Source organism: Pseudomonas sp. GW822-FHT03F04 (assembly GCF_058801405.1).
This window is the reverse complement of record NZ_JBXANF010000009.1, coordinates 224,304-246,577: the sequence shown is the minus strand read 5'-3', so window position 1 is coordinate 246,577 and position 22,274 is coordinate 224,304. Positions and strand designations below refer to the sequence as shown.

Annotated in this window: 22 protein-coding genes; 6 read left to right on the top strand and 16 right to left on the bottom strand. The window is 61.0% G+C overall.

Translation table 11 applies throughout. The features are described 5' to 3' along the window. Window position 1: 1 nt before the first annotated feature. Together pgeF and rluD are read right to left on the bottom strand one after the other, a co-directional pair. On the bottom strand, window positions 2-724 hold the full coding sequence (gene pgeF / locus AC1RMX_RS22165) for a peptidoglycan editing factor PgeF (RefSeq protein WP_273540312.1): 723 nt from the start codon (window positions 722-724) through the stop codon (window positions 2-4). Continuing rightward, the gene (gene rluD / locus AC1RMX_RS22160; RefSeq protein WP_096820880.1) at window positions 721-1,683 is read right to left on the bottom strand and encodes a 23S rRNA pseudouridine(1911/1915/1917) synthase RluD; all 963 of its coding nucleotides are present in this window, start codon (window positions 1,681-1,683) and stop codon (window positions 721-723) included. Before rluD ends, pgeF begins: the two co-directional genes overlap by 4 nt. 152 nt (window positions 1,684-1,835) lie before the next feature. On the opposite strand from rluD, the gene AC1RMX_RS22155 reads away from it, so the two are divergent. From AC1RMX_RS22155 to AC1RMX_RS22140, 4 genes are all read left to right on the top strand, one after another. Next, window positions 1,836-2,852, top strand: a complete 1,017-nt coding sequence (locus tag AC1RMX_RS22155) for an outer membrane protein assembly factor BamD (protein WP_096820879.1) — start codon at window positions 1,836-1,838, stop codon at window positions 2,850-2,852. Between the two features lie 126 nt (window positions 2,853-2,978). Continuing rightward, the gene (locus AC1RMX_RS22150) at window positions 2,979-3,212 is read left to right on the top strand and encodes a PP0621 family protein (protein WP_096820878.1); all 234 of its coding nucleotides are present in this window, start codon (window positions 2,979-2,981) and stop codon (window positions 3,210-3,212) included. After that, a complete protein-coding gene (locus AC1RMX_RS22145; protein WP_493073023.1) occupies window positions 3,202-4,791 on the top strand; it encodes a sensor histidine kinase in 1,590 nt (529 codons plus the stop codon). The genes AC1RMX_RS22150 and AC1RMX_RS22145 overlap by 11 nt, the downstream gene beginning before the upstream one ends. After that, on the top strand, window positions 4,788-6,134 hold the full coding sequence (locus tag AC1RMX_RS22140; RefSeq protein ID WP_273539497.1) for a sigma-54-dependent transcriptional regulator: 1,347 nt from the start codon (window positions 4,788-4,790) through the stop codon (window positions 6,132-6,134). Before AC1RMX_RS22145 ends, AC1RMX_RS22140 begins: the two co-directional genes overlap by 4 nt. A gap of 46 nt (window positions 6,135-6,180) precedes the next feature. On the opposite strand, the gene thiO is transcribed toward AC1RMX_RS22140, so the two are convergent. Genes thiO through AC1RMX_RS22105 form a run of 7 tightly spaced genes read right to left on the bottom strand, consistent with a single transcriptional unit; the run spans window position 6,181 to window position 12,953 of the window. Further along, window positions 6,181-7,281, bottom strand: a complete 1,101-nt coding sequence (thiO, locus tag AC1RMX_RS22135) for a glycine oxidase ThiO (RefSeq protein ID WP_493073022.1) — start codon at window positions 7,279-7,281, stop codon at window positions 6,181-6,183. Between the two features lie 57 nt (window positions 7,282-7,338). Beyond that, window positions 7,339-7,740: a type IV pilin protein gene (locus AC1RMX_RS22130; protein WP_493073021.1), complete on the bottom strand. Its 402-nt coding sequence runs from the start codon at window positions 7,738-7,740 to the stop codon at window positions 7,339-7,341. Between the two features lie 14 nt (window positions 7,741-7,754). Further along, the gene (locus AC1RMX_RS22125) at window positions 7,755-10,847 is read right to left on the bottom strand and encodes a pilus assembly protein (RefSeq protein ID WP_493073019.1); all 3,093 of its coding nucleotides are present in this window, start codon (window positions 10,845-10,847) and stop codon (window positions 7,755-7,757) included. Continuing rightward, entirely contained in the window at window positions 10,834-11,313 is a 480-nt protein-coding gene (locus AC1RMX_RS22120; protein ID WP_096820872.1) for a pilus assembly PilX family protein, read from the bottom strand. The genes AC1RMX_RS22125 and AC1RMX_RS22120 overlap by 14 nt, the downstream gene beginning before the upstream one ends. Window positions 11,314-11,323: 10 nt before the next feature. Further along, window positions 11,324-12,037 carry a PilW family protein gene (locus AC1RMX_RS22115; protein WP_493073018.1) on the bottom strand — a complete coding sequence of 238 codons (714 nt, stop codon included), beginning with the start codon at window positions 12,035-12,037 and terminating at the stop codon, window positions 11,324-11,326. Next, on the bottom strand, window positions 12,034-12,483 hold the full coding sequence (gene pilV / locus AC1RMX_RS22110; protein WP_493073017.1) for a type IV pilus modification protein PilV: 450 nt from the start codon (window positions 12,481-12,483) through the stop codon (window positions 12,034-12,036). Before pilV ends, AC1RMX_RS22115 begins: the two co-directional genes overlap by 4 nt. Further along, window positions 12,480-12,953: a GspH/FimT family pseudopilin gene (locus AC1RMX_RS22105; RefSeq protein ID WP_096820869.1), complete on the bottom strand. Its 474-nt coding sequence runs from the start codon at window positions 12,951-12,953 to the stop codon at window positions 12,480-12,482. The genes pilV and AC1RMX_RS22105 overlap by 4 nt, the downstream gene beginning before the upstream one ends. Before the next feature lie 130 nt (window positions 12,954-13,083). Here AC1RMX_RS22105 and AC1RMX_RS22100 point away from each other — a divergent pair, with 130 nt between their 5' ends. Next, window positions 13,084-13,638, top strand: coding sequence for a GspH/FimT family pseudopilin (locus AC1RMX_RS22100; protein WP_493073015.1), 555 nt, complete (start codon window positions 13,084-13,086; stop codon window positions 13,636-13,638). On the opposite strand, the gene ispH is transcribed toward AC1RMX_RS22100, so the two are convergent. The 6 genes from ispH to murJ form a co-directional block, all read right to left on the bottom strand. Next, window positions 13,610-14,554 (bottom strand): 4-hydroxy-3-methylbut-2-enyl diphosphate reductase, encoded by a 945-nt coding sequence (ispH, locus tag AC1RMX_RS22095; protein ID WP_096820867.1) that lies wholly within the window; start codon window positions 14,552-14,554, stop codon window positions 13,610-13,612. The genes AC1RMX_RS22100 and ispH overlap by 29 nt on opposite strands. A gap of 72 nt (window positions 14,555-14,626) precedes the next feature. Beyond that, window positions 14,627-15,064 (bottom strand): FKBP-type peptidyl-prolyl cis-trans isomerase, encoded by a 438-nt coding sequence (fkpB, locus tag AC1RMX_RS22090; protein ID WP_173861359.1) that lies wholly within the window; start codon window positions 15,062-15,064, stop codon window positions 14,627-14,629. Between the two features lie 7 nt (window positions 15,065-15,071). Then, entirely contained in the window at window positions 15,072-15,584 is a 513-nt protein-coding gene (gene lspA / locus AC1RMX_RS22085; RefSeq protein WP_096820866.1) for a signal peptidase II, read from the bottom strand. After that, entirely contained in the window at window positions 15,577-18,408 is a 2,832-nt protein-coding gene (gene ileS, locus AC1RMX_RS22080; RefSeq protein WP_493073014.1) for an isoleucine--tRNA ligase, read from the bottom strand. Before ileS ends, lspA begins: the two co-directional genes overlap by 8 nt. Before the next feature lie 13 nt (window positions 18,409-18,421). Then, a complete protein-coding gene (gene ribF / locus AC1RMX_RS22075) occupies window positions 18,422-19,360 on the bottom strand; it encodes a bifunctional riboflavin kinase/FAD synthetase (RefSeq protein WP_493073013.1) in 939 nt (312 codons plus the stop codon). A 129-nt stretch (window positions 19,361-19,489) separates the two neighbouring features. Further along, window positions 19,490-21,028, bottom strand: a complete 1,539-nt coding sequence (gene murJ / locus AC1RMX_RS22070) for a murein biosynthesis integral membrane protein MurJ (protein WP_102621101.1) — start codon at window positions 21,026-21,028, stop codon at window positions 19,490-19,492. A gap of 388 nt (window positions 21,029-21,416) precedes the next feature. Between murJ and rpsT the strand changes: the two genes are divergently transcribed. Beyond that, a complete protein-coding gene (gene rpsT / locus AC1RMX_RS22065; protein WP_003228351.1) occupies window positions 21,417-21,689 on the top strand; it encodes a 30S ribosomal protein S20 in 273 nt (90 codons plus the stop codon). A gap of 116 nt (window positions 21,690-21,805) precedes the next feature. On the opposite strand, the gene AC1RMX_RS22060 is transcribed toward rpsT, so the two are convergent. Then, a complete protein-coding gene (locus AC1RMX_RS22060; RefSeq protein ID WP_102621102.1) occupies window positions 21,806-22,270 on the bottom strand; it encodes a CreA family protein in 465 nt (154 codons plus the stop codon). Between the last annotated feature and the right edge of the window lie 4 nt (window positions 22,271-22,274).

Sequence of the window (22,274 nt, the reverse complement as noted above, 5' to 3'; positions counted from 1 at the left end):
TTTAGCGGGTGAGCCAAACGAGGGAGGCGAAGCGACCGGTGCGTGATGCACGACGGTAGGAAAAGAAGCGCGGATCGGTCACGGTACAGAAACCGCCGCCATAAACAGCGGTGACACCCCGGACCGCCAGACGCAGTCGCGCGAGCTTATAGATGTCGGCCATGAACTTGCCGGCATTGTGGCTCGGGACAAAGGCTGTCGCGGCTTCGGGCAATTGATTGATGAAGACTTCCCGGACTTCCGGGCCGACTTCAAAGGCCTGCGGGCCGATGGCCGGGCCGAGCCAGACCAGAATGTCTTTCGGATCGACGGCCAGGCTGTCGAGGGTGGCCTCCAGCACGCCGGCCGCCAGTCCACGCCAACCGGCATGAGCCGCTGCCACACGTGTACCGGCACGGTCGCAAAACAACGCTGGCAGGCAATCGGCGGTCATCGCTGAACAAGCAATACCGGGTGTTGCAGTCCAGCTGGCATCCGCCGTGGCCACCACGGACGGATCAGCATGCGCCACGGCAATCCCGTGCACTTGCTGCAACCAGGCAGGCTTTATAGAGAAGTGTTCGGTCAGACGCCGACGGTTTTCGGCGACGGCCTCAGGGCGGTCATCGACATGATCGCCCAGATTGAGGCTGTCGAACGGCGCCTCGCTGACGCCGCCCTCGCGGGTGGTGACACAGGCCTTGACGCTGGCCGGCGCGGGCCAGTCCGGCGTCAGCCAGTTCATCCGACGAATGCCTCGCGATCCTGCTTGAGCAGCGTCAGCAGCCAGACGAAGTCTTCCGGCAACGGCGATTCCCAGCTCATGCGCACACCGGTGGTCGGATGATCCAGCTCCAGGAACCGTGCGTGCAGCGCCTGACGCGGGAAGTGCTTGAGCGATTCGACCATGGTCGGGTTCGCCGCCGGCGGAATGCGGAAACGACCGCCGTACGCCGGGTCGCCGACCAACGGGAAATTGATGTGCGCCATGTGCACGCGGATCTGGTGGGTACGACCGGTTTCCAGCTTCACCCGTACGTGGGTGTGCGAACGGAAACGCTCCAGCACGCGATAGTGGCTGACGGCAGGCTTGCCACCTTCCATCACCGCCATGCGCTGGCGCTGCTGGCCATGGCGACCGATCGGGGCGTTGATCTTGCCACCGGCCGTCACCACGCCGATCACGATGCACTCGTAGATCCGGCTGACGCTGCGGCTTTGCAGCTGGGCGACCAGTTTGGTCTGCGCCTGAATGGTCTTGGCCACCACCATCAGACCGGTGGTGTCCTTGTCCAGGCGATGCACGATACCGGCGCGCGGGACATTGATAATGTCCGGCACGTGGTGCAGCAAGGCGTTGAGCAAGGTGCCATCGGCGTGACCGGCAGCCGGGTGCACCACCAGGCCCGCAGGCTTGTTGATCACCAGGATGTCGTCGTCTTCATAGACGATGTCGAGCTCGATGTCCTGAGCGACCCATTCACCCTGGGCCTCCTGCTCGGCGGTCAGCTCAAGAATGGCACCGCCATGAACGATGTCGCGCGGGCGGATGACCGCCCCGTCCACAGTCAGGCGACCTTCTTTGATCCAGGCGGAAAGGCGCGAGCGTGAGTGCTCTGCGAAGAGTTGGGCGGCGACTTGATCGAGGCGTTGGCCGCCCAATTCGGACGGCACCTCTGCGCGAAGTTCAATTTTATCGGACATGCTCGGACTGGGCGTCGGCTACAGCCTTTGGTTTCGGCTGCGCGCTTGTGGTTAAATACGGCGTCTTTTGCCCCGGGGCTTTTCAACGGGGCGCTCATCATAACAGGACGGCCCCGCCCAAGACAGCGGCCGTCATAGGGACGCAAGCCGCCATGCAAGTGAAACACCTGCTGCTGATCGCCATCCTCGCATTGACCGCTGCTTGCTCATCGAAGGAAGTCGTAGACGAAAACCTGAGTGAAGCCGAGCTGTACCAGCAGGCTCAACAGGACCTGGACAACAACAGCTATACCAGCGCCACAGCCAAGCTGAAGGCTCTGGAGTCGCGCTATCCGTTCGGTCGCTACGCGGATCAGGCGCAGCTGGAACTGATCTACGCCAACTACAAGAACTCGGAGCCGGAAGCTGCAAAGTCCGCCGCCGAGCGCTTCATTCGTCTGCACCCACAGCACCCGAACGTCGATTACGCCTATTACCTCAAGGGCCTGACCTCGTTCGACCAGGACGTCGGCCTGCTGGCGCGCTTCCTGCCGCTGGACATGACCAAGCGTGACCCGGGCGCTGCCCGCGACTCCTACAACGAGTTCGCCCAGCTGACCAGCCGCTACCCGAACAGCCGCTACGCGCCGGACGCCAAGCAGCGCATGATCTACCTGCGCAACCTGCTGGCGGCTTACGAAATCCACGTGGCCGACTACTACCTGACCCGTCAGGCCTACGTCGCTGCCGCCAACCGTGGCCGTTACGTAGTGGAAAACTTCCAGGAAACCCCATCGGTCGGTGACGGCCTGGCGGTGATGACCGAAGCCTACCAGCGTCTGCACCTGGACGAACTGGCAGCCTCGAGCCTGGAAACCCTGAAGCTCAACTACCCGAACCACCCGAGCCTGAAAGACGGTCAGTTCGTACCGTCGGTCGCGGAAGCCGACAACCGTTCGTTCCTGAGCAAGGCAACTTTGGGCCTGATCGAATCCCGTCCACCGCTGCCGCCGGGAGAAACCCGCGCCAACCAGGACGTGCAGAAGCAGTTCCAGGACGCGAAAGACGCGATCCCGAACGAGCTCAAGCCTAAAGACGAAAACGGCGACGTGATCGAAGCGCCGGAACCGGAGTCCAGCAACAGCGACCGCTCCATTTTCAGCTACATGACCTTCGGTCTGTTCGACTGATCACTTCGGTGATGCCAAAAAGGGAGATCTTCGGATCTCCCTTTTTTATTGCCGCGTTTTATTGAGCTGTGCGCCTGCCGGGTCCTTGGCTAAACTGCCGGATCATCAGCCAAAAAGCCGCCCATCATGCTTCGTTTACTGTTCTGGATCGCCCTGATCGCCGCCGCCGTCTGGTTGTGGCGCAAATTCAAGGCCCCTGCCGCGCCGACACAATCCCCTCGCGAACAGGATGCCGCACCCATGGTGCGTTGCGCCCATTGCGGCGTGCACCTGCCGCGCGACCGTGCGCTGAGCCTTCGACAACAGTGGTATTGCAGCCAGGCTCACCTCGAGCAAGGCCCCGGTTCCAGTGATCGCTGAGGCCACCAACGCCACTCGCAAACAGGCACAGCGACTGCTGCGCCTCTATCATCTCTACCGTTTAAGCGTCGGCATCACCCTGGTGTTGCTGATTTCCAGCAACATGGACAACCGCCTGCTGACGTCGGCCGACGACGATCTGCTGCGCAATGGCAGCTGGTTGTACCTAGTGCTGAATATCCTGCTGGTGGTGTTCCTGGAGAACATCCGCCGCTCGGCCCAGTTGTTCGGGCTGGCCCTCCTCGACATCCTGCTGTTGTGCGGGCTGTTTTATGCCGCCGGTGGCGTGGCCAGCCCGATCGGCAATCTGCTGATCGTCTCGGTAGCCATCAGCAATACCCTGTTGCGACGCCGTATCGGTGTGCTGATTGCAGCCATCGGCGCACTCGGTATTGTCGGCCTCAGCTTCCTGCTGAGCTTCAGCCATCCCCTCAGCGCCAACGAATACCTGCAAGCAGGCACCCTCGGCGCCCTGTGTTTTGCCGGGGCGCTGCTGGTGCAAGGCTTGATCCGTCGGCTCGAAGTCAGCGAGACCCTGGCCGAACAACGGGCCAGCGAAGTGGTCAGCCTCGAAGCCCTCAACGCCTTGATCCTGCAACGCATGCGCACCGGCATTCTGGTCCTCGACGAACAACGCCGGGTGCAACTGGCCAACCACAGCGCCCGGACCCTGCTGGCGCAATCGCCCCTTGAGGGCCATTTGATCGACGACTACTCGACCGCGCTGGTCGAGCGTCTGCATCTGTGGCTGAACAACCCGACACTGCGACCGCAGAGCCTGAAAATCGCCGCCAACGGCCTGGAACTGCAACCAAGCTTCATCGCTCTGGAACAGAGCCCGAATCGCCAGACCCTGGTGTTTCTCGAAGACCTCGCCCAGATCGCCCAGCAAGCTCAGCAACTGAAGCTCGCCGCACTCGGGCGCCTGACCGCCGGCATCGCCCACGAGATCCGCAACCCGCTGGGCGCCATCAGTCATGCCGCGCAGCTGTTGCAGGAATCCGAGGAACTCGACGGCGCGGATCGGCGTCTGACGCAGATCATCCAGGATCACTCCCAGCGCATGAACCGAGTCATTGAAAACGTCCTGCAACTCTCCCGTCGCCAGCAGAGCGCCCCGCAGCGACTCGATCTCGAACCGTGGCTTGCGCAGTTCGTCGAGGAAAGCCGGGAACAGGCCAGCGAGCGCCAACGAATTCATCTGAACATCGAATCCGGGGATTTCCGCACCCTGATGGACCCGGGCCAACTGACGCAAATTCTCGACAATCTGTTGCGCAACGGCTGGCGGCACAGCGCCCTGCTGCACGATCCTGCAGAGGTCTGGCTGCGGCTGTTCATCGACCCCGAAAGCCAGCTGGCCGTGCTCGAAGTGCAGGACAACGGCCCCGGCGTGGCGCTGGATCAGCAGGCCCACCTGTTCGAACCCTTCTTTACCACCAGCAGCCAGGGCACCGGCCTTGGGCTTTATCTGTCCCGTGAGCTGTGCGAAAGCAACCAGGCCCGCCTAGACTTCAAACCACGCCAAGGCGGCGGCTGCTTTCGCATCACCTTTGCTCACGGACGGAAACAAAGTTGAACACGAGCCCACGGCAAAAAATCCTCATCGTCGACGACGAACCGGATATCCGCGAACTCCTGGAAATCACCCTGGGACGGATGAAACTCGACACTTTCAGCGCACGCAATCTCGGCGAAGCCCAGGCATTGCTGCACCGCGACACCTTCGACCTGTGCCTGACCGACATGCGCCTGCCCGACGGCACCGGGCTGGAGCTGGTGCAGCACATTCAGCAACGCCACCCGCAATTGCCAGTGGCGATGATCACGGCCTATGGCAGCCTGGAAACAGCGATCAACGCCTTGAAGGCCGGGGCTTTCGACTTCCTGACCAAACCGGTGGACCTCACGCGGTTGCGTGAACTGGTCGCCACGGCATTGCGCATGCCCGCGACCGGTGGAGTCTGCACATCGATCGACCGGCGCCTGCTCGGCGACTCGCAGCCGATGCGCGATCTGCGCAAACAGATCGACAAACTGGCCCGCAGTCAGGCGCCGGTCTACATCAGCGGCGAGTCCGGCAGCGGCAAGGAACTGGTCGCCCGCCTGATTCACGAGCAAGGCCCCCGCGCCAGCCAGCCGTTCGTGCCGGTGAACTGCGGGGCCATTCCGTCAGAGTTGATGGAAAGCGAGTTCTTCGGCCATCGCAAAGGCAGTTTCACCGGCGCGGTGGAGGACAAACCGGGTCTGTTTCAGGCAGCCCATGGCGGCACGCTGTTTCTCGATGAAGTGGCGGACTTGCCGCTGTCGATGCAGGTCAAGTTGCTGCGGGCGATCCAGGAAAAAGCCGTGCGCAGCGTCGGCGGCCAGCAGGAAACCGTGGTCGATGTGCGCATTCTCTGCGCCACCCACAAGGACCTGGACGCGGAAGTTGCCGCCGAGCGCTTTCGGCAGGATCTGTATTACCGGCTGAACGTGATCGAACTGCGCGTCCCTTCCCTGCGCGAACGCCGTGATGATATCGAAGCGCTGGCCTCCCATATGCTCAAGCGTCTGGCCCACGGCACTGGCCAGCCTTCGACCCGCCTGCATCCGCAAGCGCTTGAAGCCTTGAAGAACTACCGCTTCCCGGGAAATGTCCGGGAGCTTGAGAACGTCCTCGAACGCGCGCACACGTTGTGCGAAAACCGCATGATCGAAGCCGACGACCTGCGCCTGAGTGAAGGCAACTGCGCGGCCGAGGGCGGCATCGCCGATCTCACGCAGATCGACAACCTGGAAGACTATCTGGAGAACGTCGAGCGCAAACTGATTCTGCAGGCGCTGGAGGAAACCCGCTGGAACCGCACGGCGGCGGCGCAGCGGCTGAATCTATCGTTTCGCTCGATGCGCTATCGATTGAAGAAACTGGGCCTGGACTGAGTCATTCAAGGATCGCAGCCCACAGGCTGCGATCTTTGATCTGGCTTCAGAGCCGGCCTTCCGGTGCATACGGCGCTGGATCGATGATCGGCGCCCGTCCCAGCATCACATCGGCAAACAGCTGGCAGGAAGCGGGCGCCAGCACCAACCCGTTGCGGTAATGCCCACAGTTGAGCCACAAGCCATCAAAGCCCGGCACCCGGCCAATGTAGGGAATCCCTTCCGGTGAGCCTGGACGCAACCCGGCCCAGTGCCCCACTACTTCGGCGTCTGCCAGCGCTGGCAGCAATTCCACCGCAGAGGCCTTGAGGCTTTCCAGTGCAATGTCGGTCGGCGTCTTGTCGAAGCCTTCGTGCTCCAGCGTGCTGCCGATCAGAATATGCCCGTCGCGGCGCGGGATCGCGTAACGCCCCTTGGCCAGCACCATGCTCGGCAGGAAATCCGCCGCGCATTTGTAGAGAATCATCTGGCCTTTGACCGGCTCCACCGGCAGCGAAAGATTCAGGGTGTTGAGCAGTTCACCGCTCCACGCACCGGCAGTCAGCACCACCTGGTCGCCGTTGATCACGCCTTGCGGGGTCTTTACGCCCACGACGCGCTCACCTTCACGGACAAACCCGCTGACCTCGCACTGCTCGTGAATCGTCACGTTCGGCAGCGCCTGCAACGCCGCTTTCAATGACTTCACCAGCCGTGGGTTACGCACGTTGGCCACGTCGGCCATGTAGATCGCCCGGGAAAATCCGCCGCCGAGTACCGGCACCGCATCATGGGCCGCCGAGATATCCACAGCCCGCAGCGGACGGTTTTCCCGCTCGGCCCAGGCCAGCGCTTCGGCTTCGTCATCCAGATCCAGCCAGTACAGGCCGGTGGTGTGCACTTCGGGATCAACGCCGGTGTCGGCAAACAGGCGCTCGCCCAGCTGTGGATAAAAATCCTGCGACCAGTGCGCCAGTGCCGTGACGGCCGGGCTATAGCGCCACGGATACAACGGAGAAACGATGCCGCCACCGGCCCAGGACGATTCCTGGCCGACATTCGAGCGATCCAGCAGCACCACGCTGCGCACCTCGGAGGCGAGGTTGTACGCGGTGAGCAGGCCAATCACCCCGCCACCGACAATCACCACTTGCTGTTGCCTGGTCATGTTTGATCCAACCGTAAAAAAGACAGTGGGCGCAAAAGGCACCCGAATAAATGCGGCTCAGCGGCCCCAGCAATCCTTGGAGGTCAGCCCGGTTGTCGCGTTGTTCATGCTGCGCACACCGGTGTTGGTGAAGGTGAAGTCCCCGCACTTGTCGCCGGCCATGGTCGTACCGGCCTTGCGGGTCGCGGTCAGCAGAAAGGTCTGGTCAGCGATGGTCGGGGTGATCGTGTAGAAATCATTGCCCGCGCTGAGACCGGTGATGCCTGTGTAAACGTTGTTTTTGGTGTAGAAGCGCTCGAGCGTCTGCGCCTGCTCCGACAGCAGCGATACCACCTCGGCGCGACGGCCCTTTTTCAAGTACTCGGTATAGCTCGGTGCGGCAATGGTGATGATGATCCCGATAATCGCAATCACGATCATGATTTCGATCAGGGTGAATCCTCGGATGGATCTGCGCATGCCTCAACTCTCGCTTACTGTATTTGTCGCCACATGATACGACGACTGCCGCCGCCGGATTTTTCCACCAGGGTGGTGATACCGCCACTGGAATCGTTCACGATCTTGCGCGTTGCGCCATTGACGATGGCGTTCAGGGTGGGAATGCCGCCGCTGAATACCACGCCGCTGGAAATCGTGTCGTTGCTGTCGACCACGCCGTCGGCGTTGGTATCGAGCACCGCATAGTTGAGCATCTTACCGCTGAACGCATCGAGTTCGACCAGTTTGCCGGTACCGAAACTGGAGCACGGGTCAGTGGTATCGACACTGGCCGTGGTGAATACGATGCGCCCGAGCACCAGGCTGGCCTGATTGATCACCCGTTCCCCCGTCAATACGTTGTTGTACACCAGCGGCAGGTACCAGCCCTTCTCCGCCGGATACGTCGTGTCGTTCTGGGTGGTGGTGACGAACTGCCCCGAACTGCCGGAAAACACACCGGTGATGGCCTGCGCTTGCAAACTGCTGACCGTGAGCTGGCCCGATCCGCCATCGGCGTCCCACACCGAGTAGAACGCCTGCAGATCCTTGTTGGTCTTGTCGGCGGTTTCGTTGAACTTGCCGGTGCCGACGAATATCTGTTTGCCGCCCAATGAATTATCCGCCAGCAGCGGCTGCGCAGTGATCGGTTGAGTCGCCCCGCCCGCCGTCGTGAACAGCGGCTTGCCGGAGAACGCCACACCCCAGCCGTCGGTGGTGGTCGCGCTCAGGTCGAACTTCCACAGGCGTCCCTTCAAATCGCCGCCATACGCGGCCTGCACCACATTCTGCGAATTGACCTTGAGCTTTACCGAGGACAAGCCATTGGTGGTTTCCGTGCTGTCGATGACGATTTTCTTGATCAACGAACCATCGCGCACATCCAGCACATACAACGCCGCGACTCCCGAATTGCTGCCGTAACCGTTGGCGATGAAGGCCGCCCAGCGACCATCGGCCAAGCGTGCCACTTCCGGCCGGGCGTAGGCATAACCCAGATCATTGAAAGTGTTGGCCGTGTTGGCAGTCGCCGGAGCGCTGACTTCCCACAGCGCATTGAGAATGTTCCCTGCCGATGCGTCGAACAGTTGCAGCGCATAGAACGTCTTGCCACCGGCCCCGGTGCCGCCGATGGCCAGGGTTTTCCAGGCGCTGCCGAACTGCACGTCGTAGACACCGACCTGCCCGTCCACCAGAAACTTGTGGCTGACGCCGTTGATGTAGTTCGGGTCGGCGATCAGCCGCAATGACGGCAACACGCTCGATGGCATGTAGGCATAGCGCCGGGTGCCGTTGGCCGAGTTGATGACGCTGACGAAACCGTCGTTGCCATTCACCACCAGGCTGGCGTTCATGTTCGCGGCTTTGGTGGTCAGGTAACTGGTGTAGGTGGTGTCACCCGACAGGTCGGAAGCGGTCTTGTCCGAGGGCGAGGCCAGCACCAGCGGCGAGTTGATGATGTCGCCCAACAGCACGCTGCGAACCTTGAGCCCGGTCTTGTTGGTGCCTTTGCTCCACTCCACCAGATCGCTGCCGCTGATGCCGGAGGGCAGGCTCTGGCTGAGCGAAGTCTGCTGGGTTGCCGAGAAGTTGCCGTAGGCAAGGGCGACCGCCGCGTTGTTCGCGGTATTCCATGATTGGTAGGTCGGCGCCGCAGCACCGGGAACGATGGCGGTGTCGGTTGTCCACAGCACCGTCGAGGTGTTCACCGTCCCGGCCGAAGTGAAACCGAACGACTTGATGGTGCCGCGCCAGTCCCTGGGGTCGTAACTGGTCTGGAAATAACTGCTGCCGCTCGCCAGCGTGGTGCCGCTGGTGACACCACTACCGCCGGAACCCGCCTTGGAAGTGATGTCGCTCAATGCCGCCGACAATGCTGTGTTGAGGCCGGCGCTGTCGGTGGCCTGGTAATACCTGCCCTGCCCGTACGCCGCCGCGTCCGACAGCATATCGTTATCGGCAGTGAAGCCAACGGTGTAGGTGTTCATGTTTTGCTTGGGAAAGTCTGCCGAACTCCAACTCTTGCCGGCCGCATCGACGCCGGTCGAACGCATGTCGATGTCGAAGGCAAACTTGGCGATGTCGTCCAGGTACAGCGTGTCGCCCTCGTTATCACCGTTGAGGTTGTTGCCGTCATTGTTGACCCCATCCCAGTTCGGCAGGCGACTTCCCCCGAGGGGATCATTGTTGGGGAATGTGCGGTCGTAGGTTGGCAGGCCGTCGGTGATCACCACCCCGTAGTTTTTCTGGCAGCGGTACTGGATCGGGCTGGTGTAGGTGTTTGGCGTGTTGTTGTAGTACGGCGCCATGCCGCGCATGTAGCGGGTGATTTCGTAATAGGTCTCCGCCAATGGCGTGTTGGCCACGGCGCTCAGGCCATTGATCGACGAAATCAGGGCGTTGTAGTTGGTGTCGGCCTGGCCCTGGGTCACGCTGCCGCTCACCGGTGACAGGTCACTGATGGAACGGGCGATGTACCCGCCATTGCCCGGGTTGTTGCTGGTGGCCGGGTTGAACGTCGACAGACCGATGCGCAGATTGCGGTTGCTGGTCACCAGCGCCGTGGAAACGTTGCGTGCGACGTTGATCCGGTAGTCATTGGGAATGGCCCCGGTGGTGAAATCACGCGTACCGTTATTGATGGCGAGGCCGACCACGTAGGCGATGTAATCCCCGTAATAGCGGGTGTTCCCGCTACCCACCGGGTCCGGCAGTTTCAGGCACAGCGGCGTCAGGCTGTTGTTGTAGAACGCATAGGCACCGCCAGAGCAGCCGGAGGTCGGCAGGCTCGACAGAAACACCGGATCACCGGTGATCGCCGTCGAAGACAGGCACAAACCCAGCACCGCGTTGCACTGTCGGGCCGGCGTACGAGTCACCGCCGGATCAAAACCGGCGGCATAAATGATGCTGTTCATGCTTCCCGAATCGTCGATCAACAGCATGACATTCGGCGGTACTGCCGCCGCGCTCAACAGTGGCGAGTCGGACGGGGTGAAGGCATACGCTGGCGCCGCCAGATACAGGCCCAATAACAGACCCATGAACCCGGACCACCCGCCAGAGCGTCGCTCAGTACTTCGCATAAACGCTCTCCACCACACTGCGTGAGCTGCCGACGATGCCGACAGCCGTGACCCGGTACAGCGTCGCCGAGGTATTGCTCGGCACGTTCACCGCCGTCAGGGTGGTACCGATGTTCTGCACCCCGTAGAAGCCGCTGCCTGCAGCGACCCAGGTAACGCCCGACGTCGAGTTGAGCCCCGCCGCGCTGACCACCGACGACTCCGCCGGCGGCGCGCATTGCGTGGTATTGGCACACACCGCCAGTGCATAGCTGTCCAGTTGCACCGCGCTTTCGCCGATGCGCAGCGCCGCCTCGGCGGTCTGGAACGATTGGTTGCGCAGGCTAACGCTACCGGCCATTTTTTCCTGCAGGTTGGCGCTCTGCATCGAAGAAAGACCGATCACGGTCAGGAGCAACAGAAACACCAGACTGACCAACAACACCATGCCGCGCTGGCTTCGTCGCTGATGAAGAGAAATATTCATCGACCGGCCCTCACTGCAAGCGGTTGCGCAGCGCGGCAACCACGTTGAAGGTTTGATTGGCAATCCGGTTGTTCGGATCGGAGAGGGTCAGGCTCAGGCGTACGCTGCGGATGCGTGCCGGATCACTGGGGTTGCTGCTGTAGGTCGAGGCAGCCACATCGGTCGCGGTACTGGCCAGGCCAAACAGGACGGTAAACGCACTGACATTGCTCACCAGCACTTGCTGGGTCGGCGTACCGCCGCCGGTGCCCATCAGGATCTGGTTGTTGCTGAAGCTGTAGACCAGACGCCGGATCGGAAACGCGATTTGCCCGGTCGCCGGTGCTCGCACACCCGTATAGGCCGTTGAACTGTTGCGGCAGTCAGATACCACTGTCCAGGTCGGCGTCCCGCCCGCACCACCGACGTCGGCGGTAACCAGTGTCAGTTTGAGGTTGGTGTTGTCCCAACTGATCGGCGTGATCTGGGCGGCATTGAAGTCGCCGCTGCTACTGGAATCGGTAATGGTCCCCAGGCAGCCGAACATCCCGACCATGCGCAATTCCTGAATCATCTTGCTCAACACAAACCGCGCATCTTCCTGCATCGCCGCCGAGGTGTTCTGGCTGACGTAGGTGTTCTTCGCTGCGAGAAAGGTTTGTACGACGCCCAGCACGATGATCAGCCCCAACGCCAAGGCGATGAGCATTTCGATCAGGCCGAAACCCTGGTTATGCCGCTTCATGGCGAGGCCACCGGATCGACCGCGGCGCGGCTGGTCAGGACAAAACTGCGCGGGGCGCTCGCGGTGTTGGCGGCTCGCGCGTCACTCCAGTTGATGGTGATGGTGTACACGCGCTGATTGAGGGTGATGCTGCCGGTGGCGCTCGGCCCGCCGAAATTGACGATGTTGGTGGTGAAGTCGTAGAGGTCCTGATCCCGGGTGACATTCAGGTTGCCCGAGGTCGGCGGCGTGACGGTGTAGTCGGCCCCGGCGTTGGCGCGGATGCGGTCCATCATGTCGTAGGCGATGAAGCTGGCCTGACTGGTCATGCGCGAGCTGTCGGTGTACTTCAGCGCATTGAGCTGAACCGCCGCCGCCCCCAGCAACCCGACCGTCAGAATCAGCAACGCGACCAGTATTTCGATCAGCGACATGCCTTCCTGTGCACCTTTGCTCCCTGCCCTCATCCGCAGCTTCCACCCGATTGAATTCGTCCGTTCAGACACACGTTCAGCGTCCTGCTTTGCGTGCCCAGCGTGTAACTGAACACCACCGCCGTGGACGGTGCTGCCAGGCCGCCCAGATTGTTGAAATCCAGCGCGGTCACTCCTGAGGTTAGCGTCAGAGTCGCACCACTGCTCATCGCTGGAACAACCCGCAATACATTGGCCGAAGTGCCAGTACTGTCGTAGACCGACAATTCGCCAGTCCAGACGCTACCCCCGGCGGTCGGCCGCAAGCGAATGGTCGTCCCGCGATCGATGGCTTCCAGACGGGCGTAGTTGAGCGCCCGTTGCAGGTCGCCGACTTCGGTGTCGGCCTTGCTGCCCTGTATCGAACGGGTAAACGCCGGCACGGCCATCGTGATCAGAATCACAAACAACGCGACCGCCACCAACAGCTCGATCAGCGTGAAACCTTTTGTACGATGATCCATCGATGCCCTCCGTTGCCGTCGGCTATACCTGCTCTACAAACCTAGAACATTCGACCGGGTTACGTCGGTTGATTTGCCCTGCCCGGCGCACGGATCGCGTCGGGCACCCTGCCCCACGGAGGGAATACACATGCCGCAACAGGGTTTCAGCCTGGTCGAACTGCTTATGGGACTGGCGATCGGCGCAATTGTTCTGTCACTGGTCAGCCCGGCGTTTGCAACGCTGACAGAGTCAAACCACCGACAGCAGGCCGCAGAATCGCTGATCAGCGGGATCCGCACTGCCCGCACCCAGGCGATCACGCGCAATCAGAGCGTGGTGATTCACGGCATCGACGGGGACTGGAGCCGGGGCTGGCGGATCATTCTGGATGTCAGTGGCAAGGGTTCGGAGGACAGCAGCAATCCGCTGCTGGTCGAGCACGCCAGTGATGGGCGAATACCCATTGTCGGCAACTGGTTCGTCAGTCGGTACATACGGTTCAGCAGTCTGGGCCAACCGCTGATGCCCGGGCGGGCGTTTCAGGCAGGAAAACTACATATCTGTTCGACCCGCGAGCCGGTCAGCCAGCTTCAACTGGTGCTGGCGGCGACCGGTCGCGTGCGCCTGACCAGCGAAAAGGCTGAACAGGCGCTGTGTCGAAAGGATAAAGCGGTCAGATTGAACGTACGCGCAGCTCTTTAGGCATCGAGAATGTGATGTTCTCTTCTCGCCCGGCCAGTTCGTCGGCACCGGTAGCGCCCCAGGCCTGCAATTGCTGGATCACGCCACGTACCAGCACTTCCGGTGCGGAGGCCCCGGCGGTGATACCGATGCGCTCGACGCCATCGAACCAGCTCTTTTGCAGATCTTCGGCACCATCGATCAGGTACGCCGGCGTGGCCATGCGTTCGGCCAGCTCGCGCAGACGGTTGGAGTTGGAGCTGTTCGGGCTGCCGACCACCAACACCACGTCGCATTCGTCGGCCAGTTGCTTGACCGCGTCCTGACGGTTCTGCGTGGCGTAGCAGATATCGTCCTTGCGCGGGCCACCGATGGCCGGGAAACGGGAGCGCAACGCGTCGATGACTCGACTGGTGTCGTCCATCGACAAGGTGGTCTGGGTCACGAAGGCCAGTTTTTCCGGGTCATGTACCTGCAGTTCGGCAACATCCTTCTCGTCTTCGACGAGGTAGATTGCACCGCCATTGCTGGCGTCGTACTGGCCCATGGTGCCTTCGACTTCCGGGTGACCGGCGTGGCCGATCAGGATGCATTCACGGCCGTCGCGGCTGTATTTGGCGACTTCGATGTGCACCTTGGTCACCAGCGGGCAGGTGGCGTCGAACACTTTCAGGCCACGGCCGGCGGCTTCGGTGCGCACGGCTTGCGAGACGCCATGGGCACTGAAGATCACGATGACATCGTCCGGCACCTGATCCAGCTCTTCGACGAAGATCGCGCCACGACTGCGCAGGTCCTCGACGACGAACTTGTTGTGCACCACTTCATGACGCACATAGATCGGCGGCCCGAAGACTTCCAGGGCGCGGTTGACGATTTCGATCGCCCGGTCCACGCCAGCGCAGAAGCCACGGGGGTTGGCGAGTTTGATTTGCATGCTGTGCCTCGTGTCTTGCGCGCGAAAATTCAGATCAATGCAGGAGCCGGTACGGCCCCTGCAGAACAGCATTTACAACGCTTTGACGGAGAAGATTTCCACGTCAAAGGTCAGCGTCTTGCCGGCCAGCGGGTGGTTGAAGTCGACGGTCACTTGCGCGTCGTCGAACTCTTTCACCACACCCGGCAGCTCAGTATTGGCCGCATCGTTGAAGATCACCAGCAGACCCGGCGACAGTTCCATGTCCGCAAACTGCGAACGTGGAATGACCTGCACGTTCTGCGGGTTCGGCTGGCCGAACGCGTTTTCCGGCTCGACGGTCAGGGTGCGCTTGTCACCCGCCTTGAAGCCGAACAACGCCGCCTCGAAGCCCGGCAGCAAGTTGCCGTCACCGACCTTGAAGGTCGCCGGGGCTTTGTCGAAGGTGCTGTCGACCGTGTCGCCGTTCTCCAGGCGCAATGCAAAGTGCAAGGTGACTTCCGTGTTCTGGCCAATGCGTTGCTCAGCCAATACCTGTTCAGTCATGAACGGTTTCTCCGGATTTCTTGGATTTGAACATATCCAGTGCCAGCATCACCGCACCCACGGTGATGGCGCTGTCGGCGAAGTTGAACGCCGGGAAGTACCAGCGGTTCTGCCAGTGCACCAGAATGAAATCGATCACATGCCCCAGGGCGATGCGGTCATACAGATTGCCCAGCGCGCCGCCCAGCACCAATGCCAGTGCGACGGCCAGCCAGGTTTCGTTGCGGCCCAGGCGTTTGAGCCAGACCACCAGCACCGCACTGACCACGACCGCGATCAGGGCGAACAGCCAGCGCTGCCAGCCGGAGCTGTCAGCCAGGAAGCTGAATGCCGCGCCCGTGTTGTAGGCCAGGGTCCAGCTGAAGTAATCGGGAATGATCACGATCTGCTGGTACATCTCGAGCTTGCCTTCGAAGTAAAACTTGCTGGCCTGGTCAATGACCAGAACCAGCAAGCTCAACCAGAGCCAGCTCAGCCGTCCGAAACGGCCAACGGCATTAGGCATAGTGACGAACCTCGCCGGCGCCATCGATGTTGTCTACGCAACGGCCGCAGATTTCCGGATGCTCCGGGTTCACGCCGACGTCTTCACGGCAGTGCCAGCAACGGGCGCATTTCGGGAAGGCCGATTTGACGATCTTCAGCTTCAGGCCGCTGACTTCTGTTGCTACAGCGTCAGTCGGCGCTTGCACGAACGGCGCAACGCTGGCGGTCGAAGTAATCAGAACGAAGCGCAGCTCGTTGCTCAGTTTGGCCAGGTCGGCGCTCAGGTCGTCTTCGGCAAACAGCGTCACTTCGGCCTGCAGGTTGCCACCGACGGCCTTGGCCGCGCGCTGGATTTCCATCTCTTTGTTGACCGCCACCTTCACTTCCATGATGCGATCCCAGTAGGCGCGACCCAGCTCGAAGCCTTCCGGCAACTCGGTCAGACCTTCGTACCAGGTGTTGAGCATCACCGATTCGTTGCGCTCGCCCGGCAGGTATTGCCACAGCTCATCGGCGGTGAAGGCCAGGATCGGCGCGATCCAGCGCACCAGCGCTTCGGAGATGTGGAACAGCGCGGTCTGGCACGAACGACGGGCCTTGCTGTCGGCGCCGGTGGTGTACTGGCGATCCTTGATGATGTCGAGGTAGAAACCACCCAGCTCCTGCACGCAGAAGTTGTGGATCTTCGAGTAGACGTTCCAGAAACGGTATTCGCCGTAGTGCTCTTGCAGCTCGCGTTGCAGCAGCAGGGTGCGATCCACCGCCCAGCGATCCAGCGCCAGCATGTCTTCGGCTGGCAGCAGGTCGGTAGCCGGGTTGAAACCGGTCAGGTTGGAAAGCAGGAAGCGCGCGGTGTTACGGATACGACGATAGGCGTCCGCACTGCGCTGCAGGATCTGCTCGGATACGGCCATTTCGCCGGAGTAGTCGGTCGAAGCGACCCACAGACGCATGATGTCGGCGCCCAGGGTGTCGTTGACTTTCTGCGGCGCGATCACGTTGCCCAGCGACTTGGACATCTTGCGGCCGGACTCGTCCACGGTGAAACCGTGGGTCAGCAGCTCGCGGTACGGCGCGTGGTTGTCGATGGCGCAACCGGTCAGCAAGGACGAATGGAACCAGCCACGGTGCTGGTCCGAACCTTCCAGGTACAGGTCGGCGCGCGGGCCGGTCTCGTGGCCCATCGGGTGCGAACCGCGCAGGACGTGCCAGTGCGTGGTGCCCGAGTCGAACCAGACGTCGAGGGTGTCGCTGATCTTGTCGTACTGCGGCGCTTCATCGCCCAGCAGCTCGGCAGCGTCCAGTTTGAACCAGGCTTCGATGCCTTCGACTTCGACGCGTTTGGCGACTTCTTCCATCAGCTCGACGGTACGTGGGTGCAGCTCGCCGCTTTCCTTGTTCAGGAAGAACGGGATCGGCACGCCCCAGTTGCGCTGACGGGAGATGCACCAGTCCGGACGGTTGGCGATCATCGAGTGCAGGCGCGCCTGGCCCCAGGCCGGAACGAACTTGGTTTCTTCGATGGCTTTGAGCGAGCGCACACGCAGGGTATCGCCGCTGACCGGATCTTTGTCCATGCCGATGAACCACTGCGCCGTAGCGCGGTAGATCAGCGGGGTCTTGTGACGCCAGCAGTGCATGTAGCTGTGTTCGATAACGGTGGTGTGCAGCAGCGCACCGACTTCGGTCAGTTTGTCGACGATGGCCGGGTTGGCCTTCCAGATGAACTGGCCGCCGAAGAACTCCAGCGACGGCACATAAACGCCGTTGCTCTGCACCGGGTTGAGGATGTCGTCGTTGACCATGCCGTACTTCTTGCAGGTCACGAAGTCATCCACGCCGTAGGCCGGGGCGGAGTGAACCACGCCGGTGCCGGCGCCCAGTTCCACGTAGTCGGCCAGGTACACCGGCGACAGACGGTCGTAGAACGGATGACGGAAGTTGATCAGCTCCAGCGCCGAACCCGGAGCGGTCGCCAATACAGTGCCTTCGACGCCGTAACGGGTCAGGCAGGATTCGACCAGCTCTTCAGCCAGCACCAGCAGCTTGTCGCCGACATCAACCAGCGCGTAGTTGAATTCAGGGTGAACGTTCAGCGCCTGGTTGGCCGGGATGGTCCACGGAGTGGTGGTCCAGATCACGATCGAAGCCTGTTTGCTCAACGACGGCAGACCGAACGCAGCGGCCAGTTTGGCCTCGTCAGCGATCGGGAACGCGACGTCGATGGTCGAGGACTTCTTGTTCTCGTACTCGACTTCCGCCTCGGCCAGGGCCGAACCGCAATCGAAGCACCAGTTCACAGGCTTCAGGCCCTTGAACACGAAACCGCCCTTGACGATTTCGGCGAGGGCACGGATTTCACCAGCCTCGTTCTTGAAGTCCATGGTCTTGTACGGGTTGGCGAAGTCGCCCAGCACGCCGAGACGGATGAATTCGGTCTTCTGCCCTTCGATCTGCTCGGTGGCGTAGGCACGGCACAGTTCGCGGGTCTTGTCCGCGCCCAGGTTCTTGCCGTGGGTCACTTCAACCTTGTGCTCGATCGGCAGGCCGTGGCAATCCCAACCTGGAACGTACGGCGCGTCGAAGCCCGACAGGGTCTTCGAGCGGATGATCATGTCCTTGAGAATCTTGTTCAGAGCGTGACCGATGTGGATCGTGCCGTTGGCGTACGGAGGGCCGTCGTGCAGGACGAACTTCGGACGATCCTTGCCAATCTCGCGCAACTTTCCGTACAGGCCAATACTGTCCCAGCGCTGCAGGATCTGCGGTTCGCGCTGTGGCAGGCCGGCCTTCATTGGGAAGGCGGTGTCCGGAAGGTTTAGCGTGGCTTTATAGTCGGTCATTTAAGGCTCTTCATTAGCGATGGGCGCTAGGTGCGGCTAGTGCACGGGCGGCGGCGACATCCGCGCTGATCGCCGTTTTCAATGCCTCCAGGGAGGCGAAACGCTGCTCTTCACGCAGCTTCTGGTGGAAAACCACCGTCAAACGCCGGTCATACAGATCGCCGGCAAAATCTAAAAGATGGACTTCAAGGTGGGCCTTGCCATCACCTTGCACCGTGGGCCGCACGCCGATATTGGCGACGCCGGGCCAGGTCTTGCCGTTGATGTCGACGTCGACCAGGTAAACCCCGGTGAACGGCACGCGACGGCGCTTCAGTTGAATGTTCGCCGTGGGCGTACCCAGTTGGCGGGCCAGTTTCTGGCCATGCAGCACGCGACCGGCAATTCGGTACGGGCGACCGAGCAGACGCTCAGCCAAAGCAAAATCGGCGGCGGCCAACGCATTGCGCACCTGAGTGCTGCTGACACGAATGCCGTCCAGCTCGACGGTTTGCGCGGCTTCCACGGTAAAACCGTGAACCTGCCCGGCCTGCAACAGAAAATCGAAATCGCCGAGACGGTCGCAGCCGAAACGGAAATCGTCACCGACTTCCAGATGCTGCACGCCGAGGCCATCAACGAGGATGGTGTCGACGAATTCACTGGCACTGAGCTTGCTCAGGCGCTGGTTGAAGGCCAGGCACAAGACCCGGTCAACACCTTCGGCGGCCAGCAGTTGCAGCTTGTCGCGCAACCGGGCCAGACGCGCCGGCGCGGTCTCCGGGGCAAAGAATTCCCGTGGCTGCGGCTCGAAAATCACCACGCAGCTGGGTACGCCCAACTCGAGCGCACGCTCACGCAGTCGGGCCAGGATAGCCTGGTGACCACGGTGAACACCGTCAAAGTTGCCAATAGTGGCGACGCAGCCCCGATGCTGGGGGCGCAAGTTGTGAAGGCCTCGAACCAGCTGCATAACGCGCTTCTTGCTCATAAAGTGGCCGATTATAACCACACCCGGCGGCAGACGACAGGCAACACCGTAACCCAAAGTGATCGAGCCGACAAAACTGCCGGCTCGCGCCCGTTTTTCAGGGGTAAAACCTCAGCTCAACGCCTTGCGATTGAAGTCGCGCAGGCGGAAACCGAGCAGCAGCAACATGCCGAAATACGCCACCACGCCGGCAACCACCAAGGCGCCCAGGCGCACGAAGCGTTCCAGCATGTGGCCCTGATCCCACGCGGGCATGAAATGCATGCCGATCAACAGCACCGCCGACATCACCGCCACGGCGACCACCAGCTTGAAACCGAACTTCAGCCAGCCCGGCTGCGGTTGATACATCTGCTGCTTGCGCAGTTGATAGAACAGCAGCCCGGCATTCAGACAGGCGCCGGCGCTGATCGCCAACGCCAGCCCGGCGTGCGCCAGCGGACCGATCAGCACCAGGTTGAACAACTGCGTGACCACCAGGGTGAAGATTGCAATTTTTACCGGTGTGCGGATGTTCTGTTGCGCATAGAAGCCCGGCGCCAGCACTTTGATCACGATAATGCCGAGCAGACCGACAGAGTAGGCAATCAACGCGCGCTGGGTCATGGCGGCGTCAAACCCGCTGAACTGGCCATACTGGAACAGCGAAACCGTCAACGGCTCGGCCAGAATCCCCAGCGCCAAAGCACACGGCAACACCAGTACGAAGCACAGCCGCAGGCCCCAGTCGAGAATCCGCGAGTACTCGTGACGGTCCTTGCTGGCGTAGGTCTTGGCCAATGTCGGCAGCAGAATCGTGCCCAGCGCCACACCCAGCACGCCGGACGGCAATTCCATCAGGCGGTCGGCGTAGTACATCCACGACACCGAGCCCGCCACCAGAAACGAGGCGAAGATGGTGTTGATGATCAGGGAAATCTGGCTGACCGAAACACCGATGATCGCCGGCAACATCTGCTTCATCACCCGCCAGACACCGGTATCGCGCAGATTCAGGCGTGGCAGCACCAGCATGCCGATCTTTTTCAGGTGCGGCAGTTGATAGAGCAACTGCGCCAGACCGCCAACCAGCACCGCCCAGCCGAGCGCCATGACCGGTGGATCGAAGTACGGCGTCAGGAACAGCGAAAACACGATCATGCTGACGTTGAGCAGGGTCGGCACGAACGCCGGCACCGAGAAACGGTTCCAGGTATTGAGAATCGCACCCGCCAGAGATGACAGGGAGATCAGCAATATATAGGGGAAGGTCACTCGCAGCAGGTCAGAGGTCAGCTGGAATTTTTCCGGCGTGTTGGCAAAACCGGGGGCGGTGGCCCAGATCACCCAGGGCGCGGCAATCATGCCCAGCGCCGTCACCAGCGCCAGAACCAGCGTCAGAAGTCCCGTCACATAGGCAATGAAGGTACGGGTCGCCTCCTCACCCTTCTGACTTTTGTATTCGGCAAGAATCGGCACAAACGCCTGGGAAAATGCACCCTCGGCGAAGATTCGCCGCAGCAGATTGGGCAGTTTGAAGGCGATGAAGAAGGCGTCTGTCGCCATTCCGGCGCCGAATGTACGCGCAATGAGCGTGTCGCGGACAAACCCGAGAATCCGGGAAAGCATCGTGATAGAGCTGACGGCGGCCAACGATTTGAGCAGATTCATTGAAGGAATTTGTGCCTGTCGATAAACAGCAGGCGAACAATGCGCCTACTTGTGCGATACTCCGCGCCGCAACAGCACAGAGCCAAAGCTCGCGAGTTTACAGGTCAAGCGCCGGAAATAAATATTCTGAGCCACCGACCGCATGAAAACGTGACGAGCGAAGGCAAGACAAGGCGAAAACAGGCGAGAAAGCGGAGTTGACGAACGTCAATGAGCATTTCGAGCCTGATTTCAACGCAGTATTGTCGAGCGCAGTAGTTTTCATGGGGTCGGAACCTACCACTTAGCGGAACGTTTCGACCGCCCTTGACAAGACTTCTCTTCATCGGCATGATTCGCGGCCTATTTTGTTTGCTATTTCCTAAAAAGTCTTTCGAGGAGCTCGACGGTGGCCAACTCACCTTCCGCCAAAAAACGTGCAAAACAGGCTGAGAAGCGTCGCAGCCACAACGCCAGCCTGCGTTCCATGGTTCGCACCTACATCAAGAATGTAGTTAAAGCCATCGACGCAAAAGACGCTGAAAAAGCTCAAGCTGCATACGTTCTGGCTGTGCCAGTTATCGACCGTATGGCCGATAAAGGCATCATCCACAAGAACAAGGCTGCTCGTCATAAGAGCCGTCTGAATGGCCACGTCAAGGCACTGAAAGAAGCTGCCTAAGCGACGTAGTCATTAAAAAACCGACCCCAGGGTCGGTTTTTTATTGCCTGCGATTTGCTGAAAACAACGCAAAAAAAAGAGGAGCCAACCGGCTCCTCTTTTTATTTACGCCCAAATTAATGGACTGGCGCCCACGGCAGAATCGGGATCGCTGTCACCGCATTCTGCGGACTACCCTCGATCAGGCGATCGCTATAGACCAGATACACCAGCGTATTGCGCTTCTTGTCGAGGAAACGCACCACCTGCATGGTCTTGAACACCAGCGAAGTGCGCTCCTTGAACACCTCTTCGCCATCCTTCAACTCACCCTTGAAGTTGATAGAACCCACCTGACGACAAGCAATGGACGCCTCGGCACGATCCTCGGCCAACCCCAAGCCACCCTTCACGCCACCAGTCTTGGCGCGCGACAGATAACAGGTCACACCCTCGACTTTCGGATCATCGAACGCCTCGACCACAATCCGGTCGTTCGGCCCGACAAACTTGAACACCGTCGATACCTGGCCGATTTCCTCGGCCGAGGCCAGCAATGGCAACGCCATCAGCAAGCCCAACAATCCTTTTGCCATGCGCATTGCG

What these genes read in the sequence shown, in the direction of transcription:
- rluD (WP_096820880.1), bottom strand. Translation starts at nt 1,683, where the DNA reads ATGTCCGATAAAATTGAACTTCGCGCAGAGGTGCCGTCCGAATTGGGC.
- AC1RMX_RS22155 (WP_096820879.1), top strand. Translation starts at nt 1,836, where the DNA reads ATGCAAGTGAAACACCTGCTGCTGATCGCCATCCTCGCATTGACCGCT.
- AC1RMX_RS22125 (WP_493073019.1), bottom strand. Translation starts at nt 10,847, where the DNA reads ATGCGAAGTACTGAGCGACGCTCTGGCGGGTGGTCCGGGTTCATGGGT.
- ribF (WP_493073013.1), bottom strand. Translation starts at nt 19,360, where the DNA reads ATGCAGCTGGTTCGAGGCCTTCACAACTTGCGCCCCCAGCATCGGGGC.
- AC1RMX_RS22100 (WP_493073015.1), top strand. Translation starts at nt 13,084, where the DNA reads ATGCCGCAACAGGGTTTCAGCCTGGTCGAACTGCTTATGGGACTGGCG.
- AC1RMX_RS22115 (WP_493073018.1), bottom strand. Translation starts at nt 12,037, where the DNA reads ATGAAGCGGCATAACCAGGGTTTCGGCCTGATCGAAATGCTCATCGCC.
- AC1RMX_RS22105 (WP_096820869.1), bottom strand. Translation starts at nt 12,953, where the DNA reads ATGGATCATCGTACAAAAGGTTTCACGCTGATCGAGCTGTTGGTGGCG.
- pilV (WP_493073017.1), bottom strand. Translation starts at nt 12,483, where the DNA reads ATGAGGGCAGGGAGCAAAGGTGCACAGGAAGGCATGTCGCTGATCGAA.
- AC1RMX_RS22130 (WP_493073021.1), bottom strand. Translation starts at nt 7,740, where the DNA reads ATGCGCAGATCCATCCGAGGATTCACCCTGATCGAAATCATGATCGTG.
- AC1RMX_RS22060 (WP_102621102.1), bottom strand. Translation starts at nt 22,270, where the DNA reads ATGCGCATGGCAAAAGGATTGTTGGGCTTGCTGATGGCGTTGCCATTG.
- thiO (WP_493073022.1), bottom strand. Translation starts at nt 7,281, where the DNA reads ATGACCAGGCAACAGCAAGTGGTGATTGTCGGTGGCGGGGTGATTGGC.
- murJ (WP_102621101.1), bottom strand. Translation starts at nt 21,028, where the DNA reads ATGAATCTGCTCAAATCGTTGGCCGCCGTCAGCTCTATCACGATGCTT.
- AC1RMX_RS22150 (WP_096820878.1), top strand. Translation starts at nt 2,979, where the DNA reads ATGCTTCGTTTACTGTTCTGGATCGCCCTGATCGCCGCCGCCGTCTGG.
- lspA (WP_096820866.1), bottom strand. Translation starts at nt 15,584, where the DNA reads ATGCCTAATGCCGTTGGCCGTTTCGGACGGCTGAGCTGGCTCTGGTTG.
- pgeF (WP_273540312.1), bottom strand. Translation starts at nt 724, where the DNA reads ATGAACTGGCTGACGCCGGACTGGCCCGCGCCGGCCAGCGTCAAGGCC.
- ileS (WP_493073014.1), bottom strand. Translation starts at nt 18,408, where the DNA reads ATGACCGACTATAAAGCCACGCTAAACCTTCCGGACACCGCCTTCCCA.
- ispH (WP_096820867.1), bottom strand. Translation starts at nt 14,554, where the DNA reads ATGCAAATCAAACTCGCCAACCCCCGTGGCTTCTGCGCTGGCGTGGAC.
- AC1RMX_RS22120 (WP_096820872.1), bottom strand. Translation starts at nt 11,313, where the DNA reads ATGAATATTTCTCTTCATCAGCGACGAAGCCAGCGCGGCATGGTGTTG.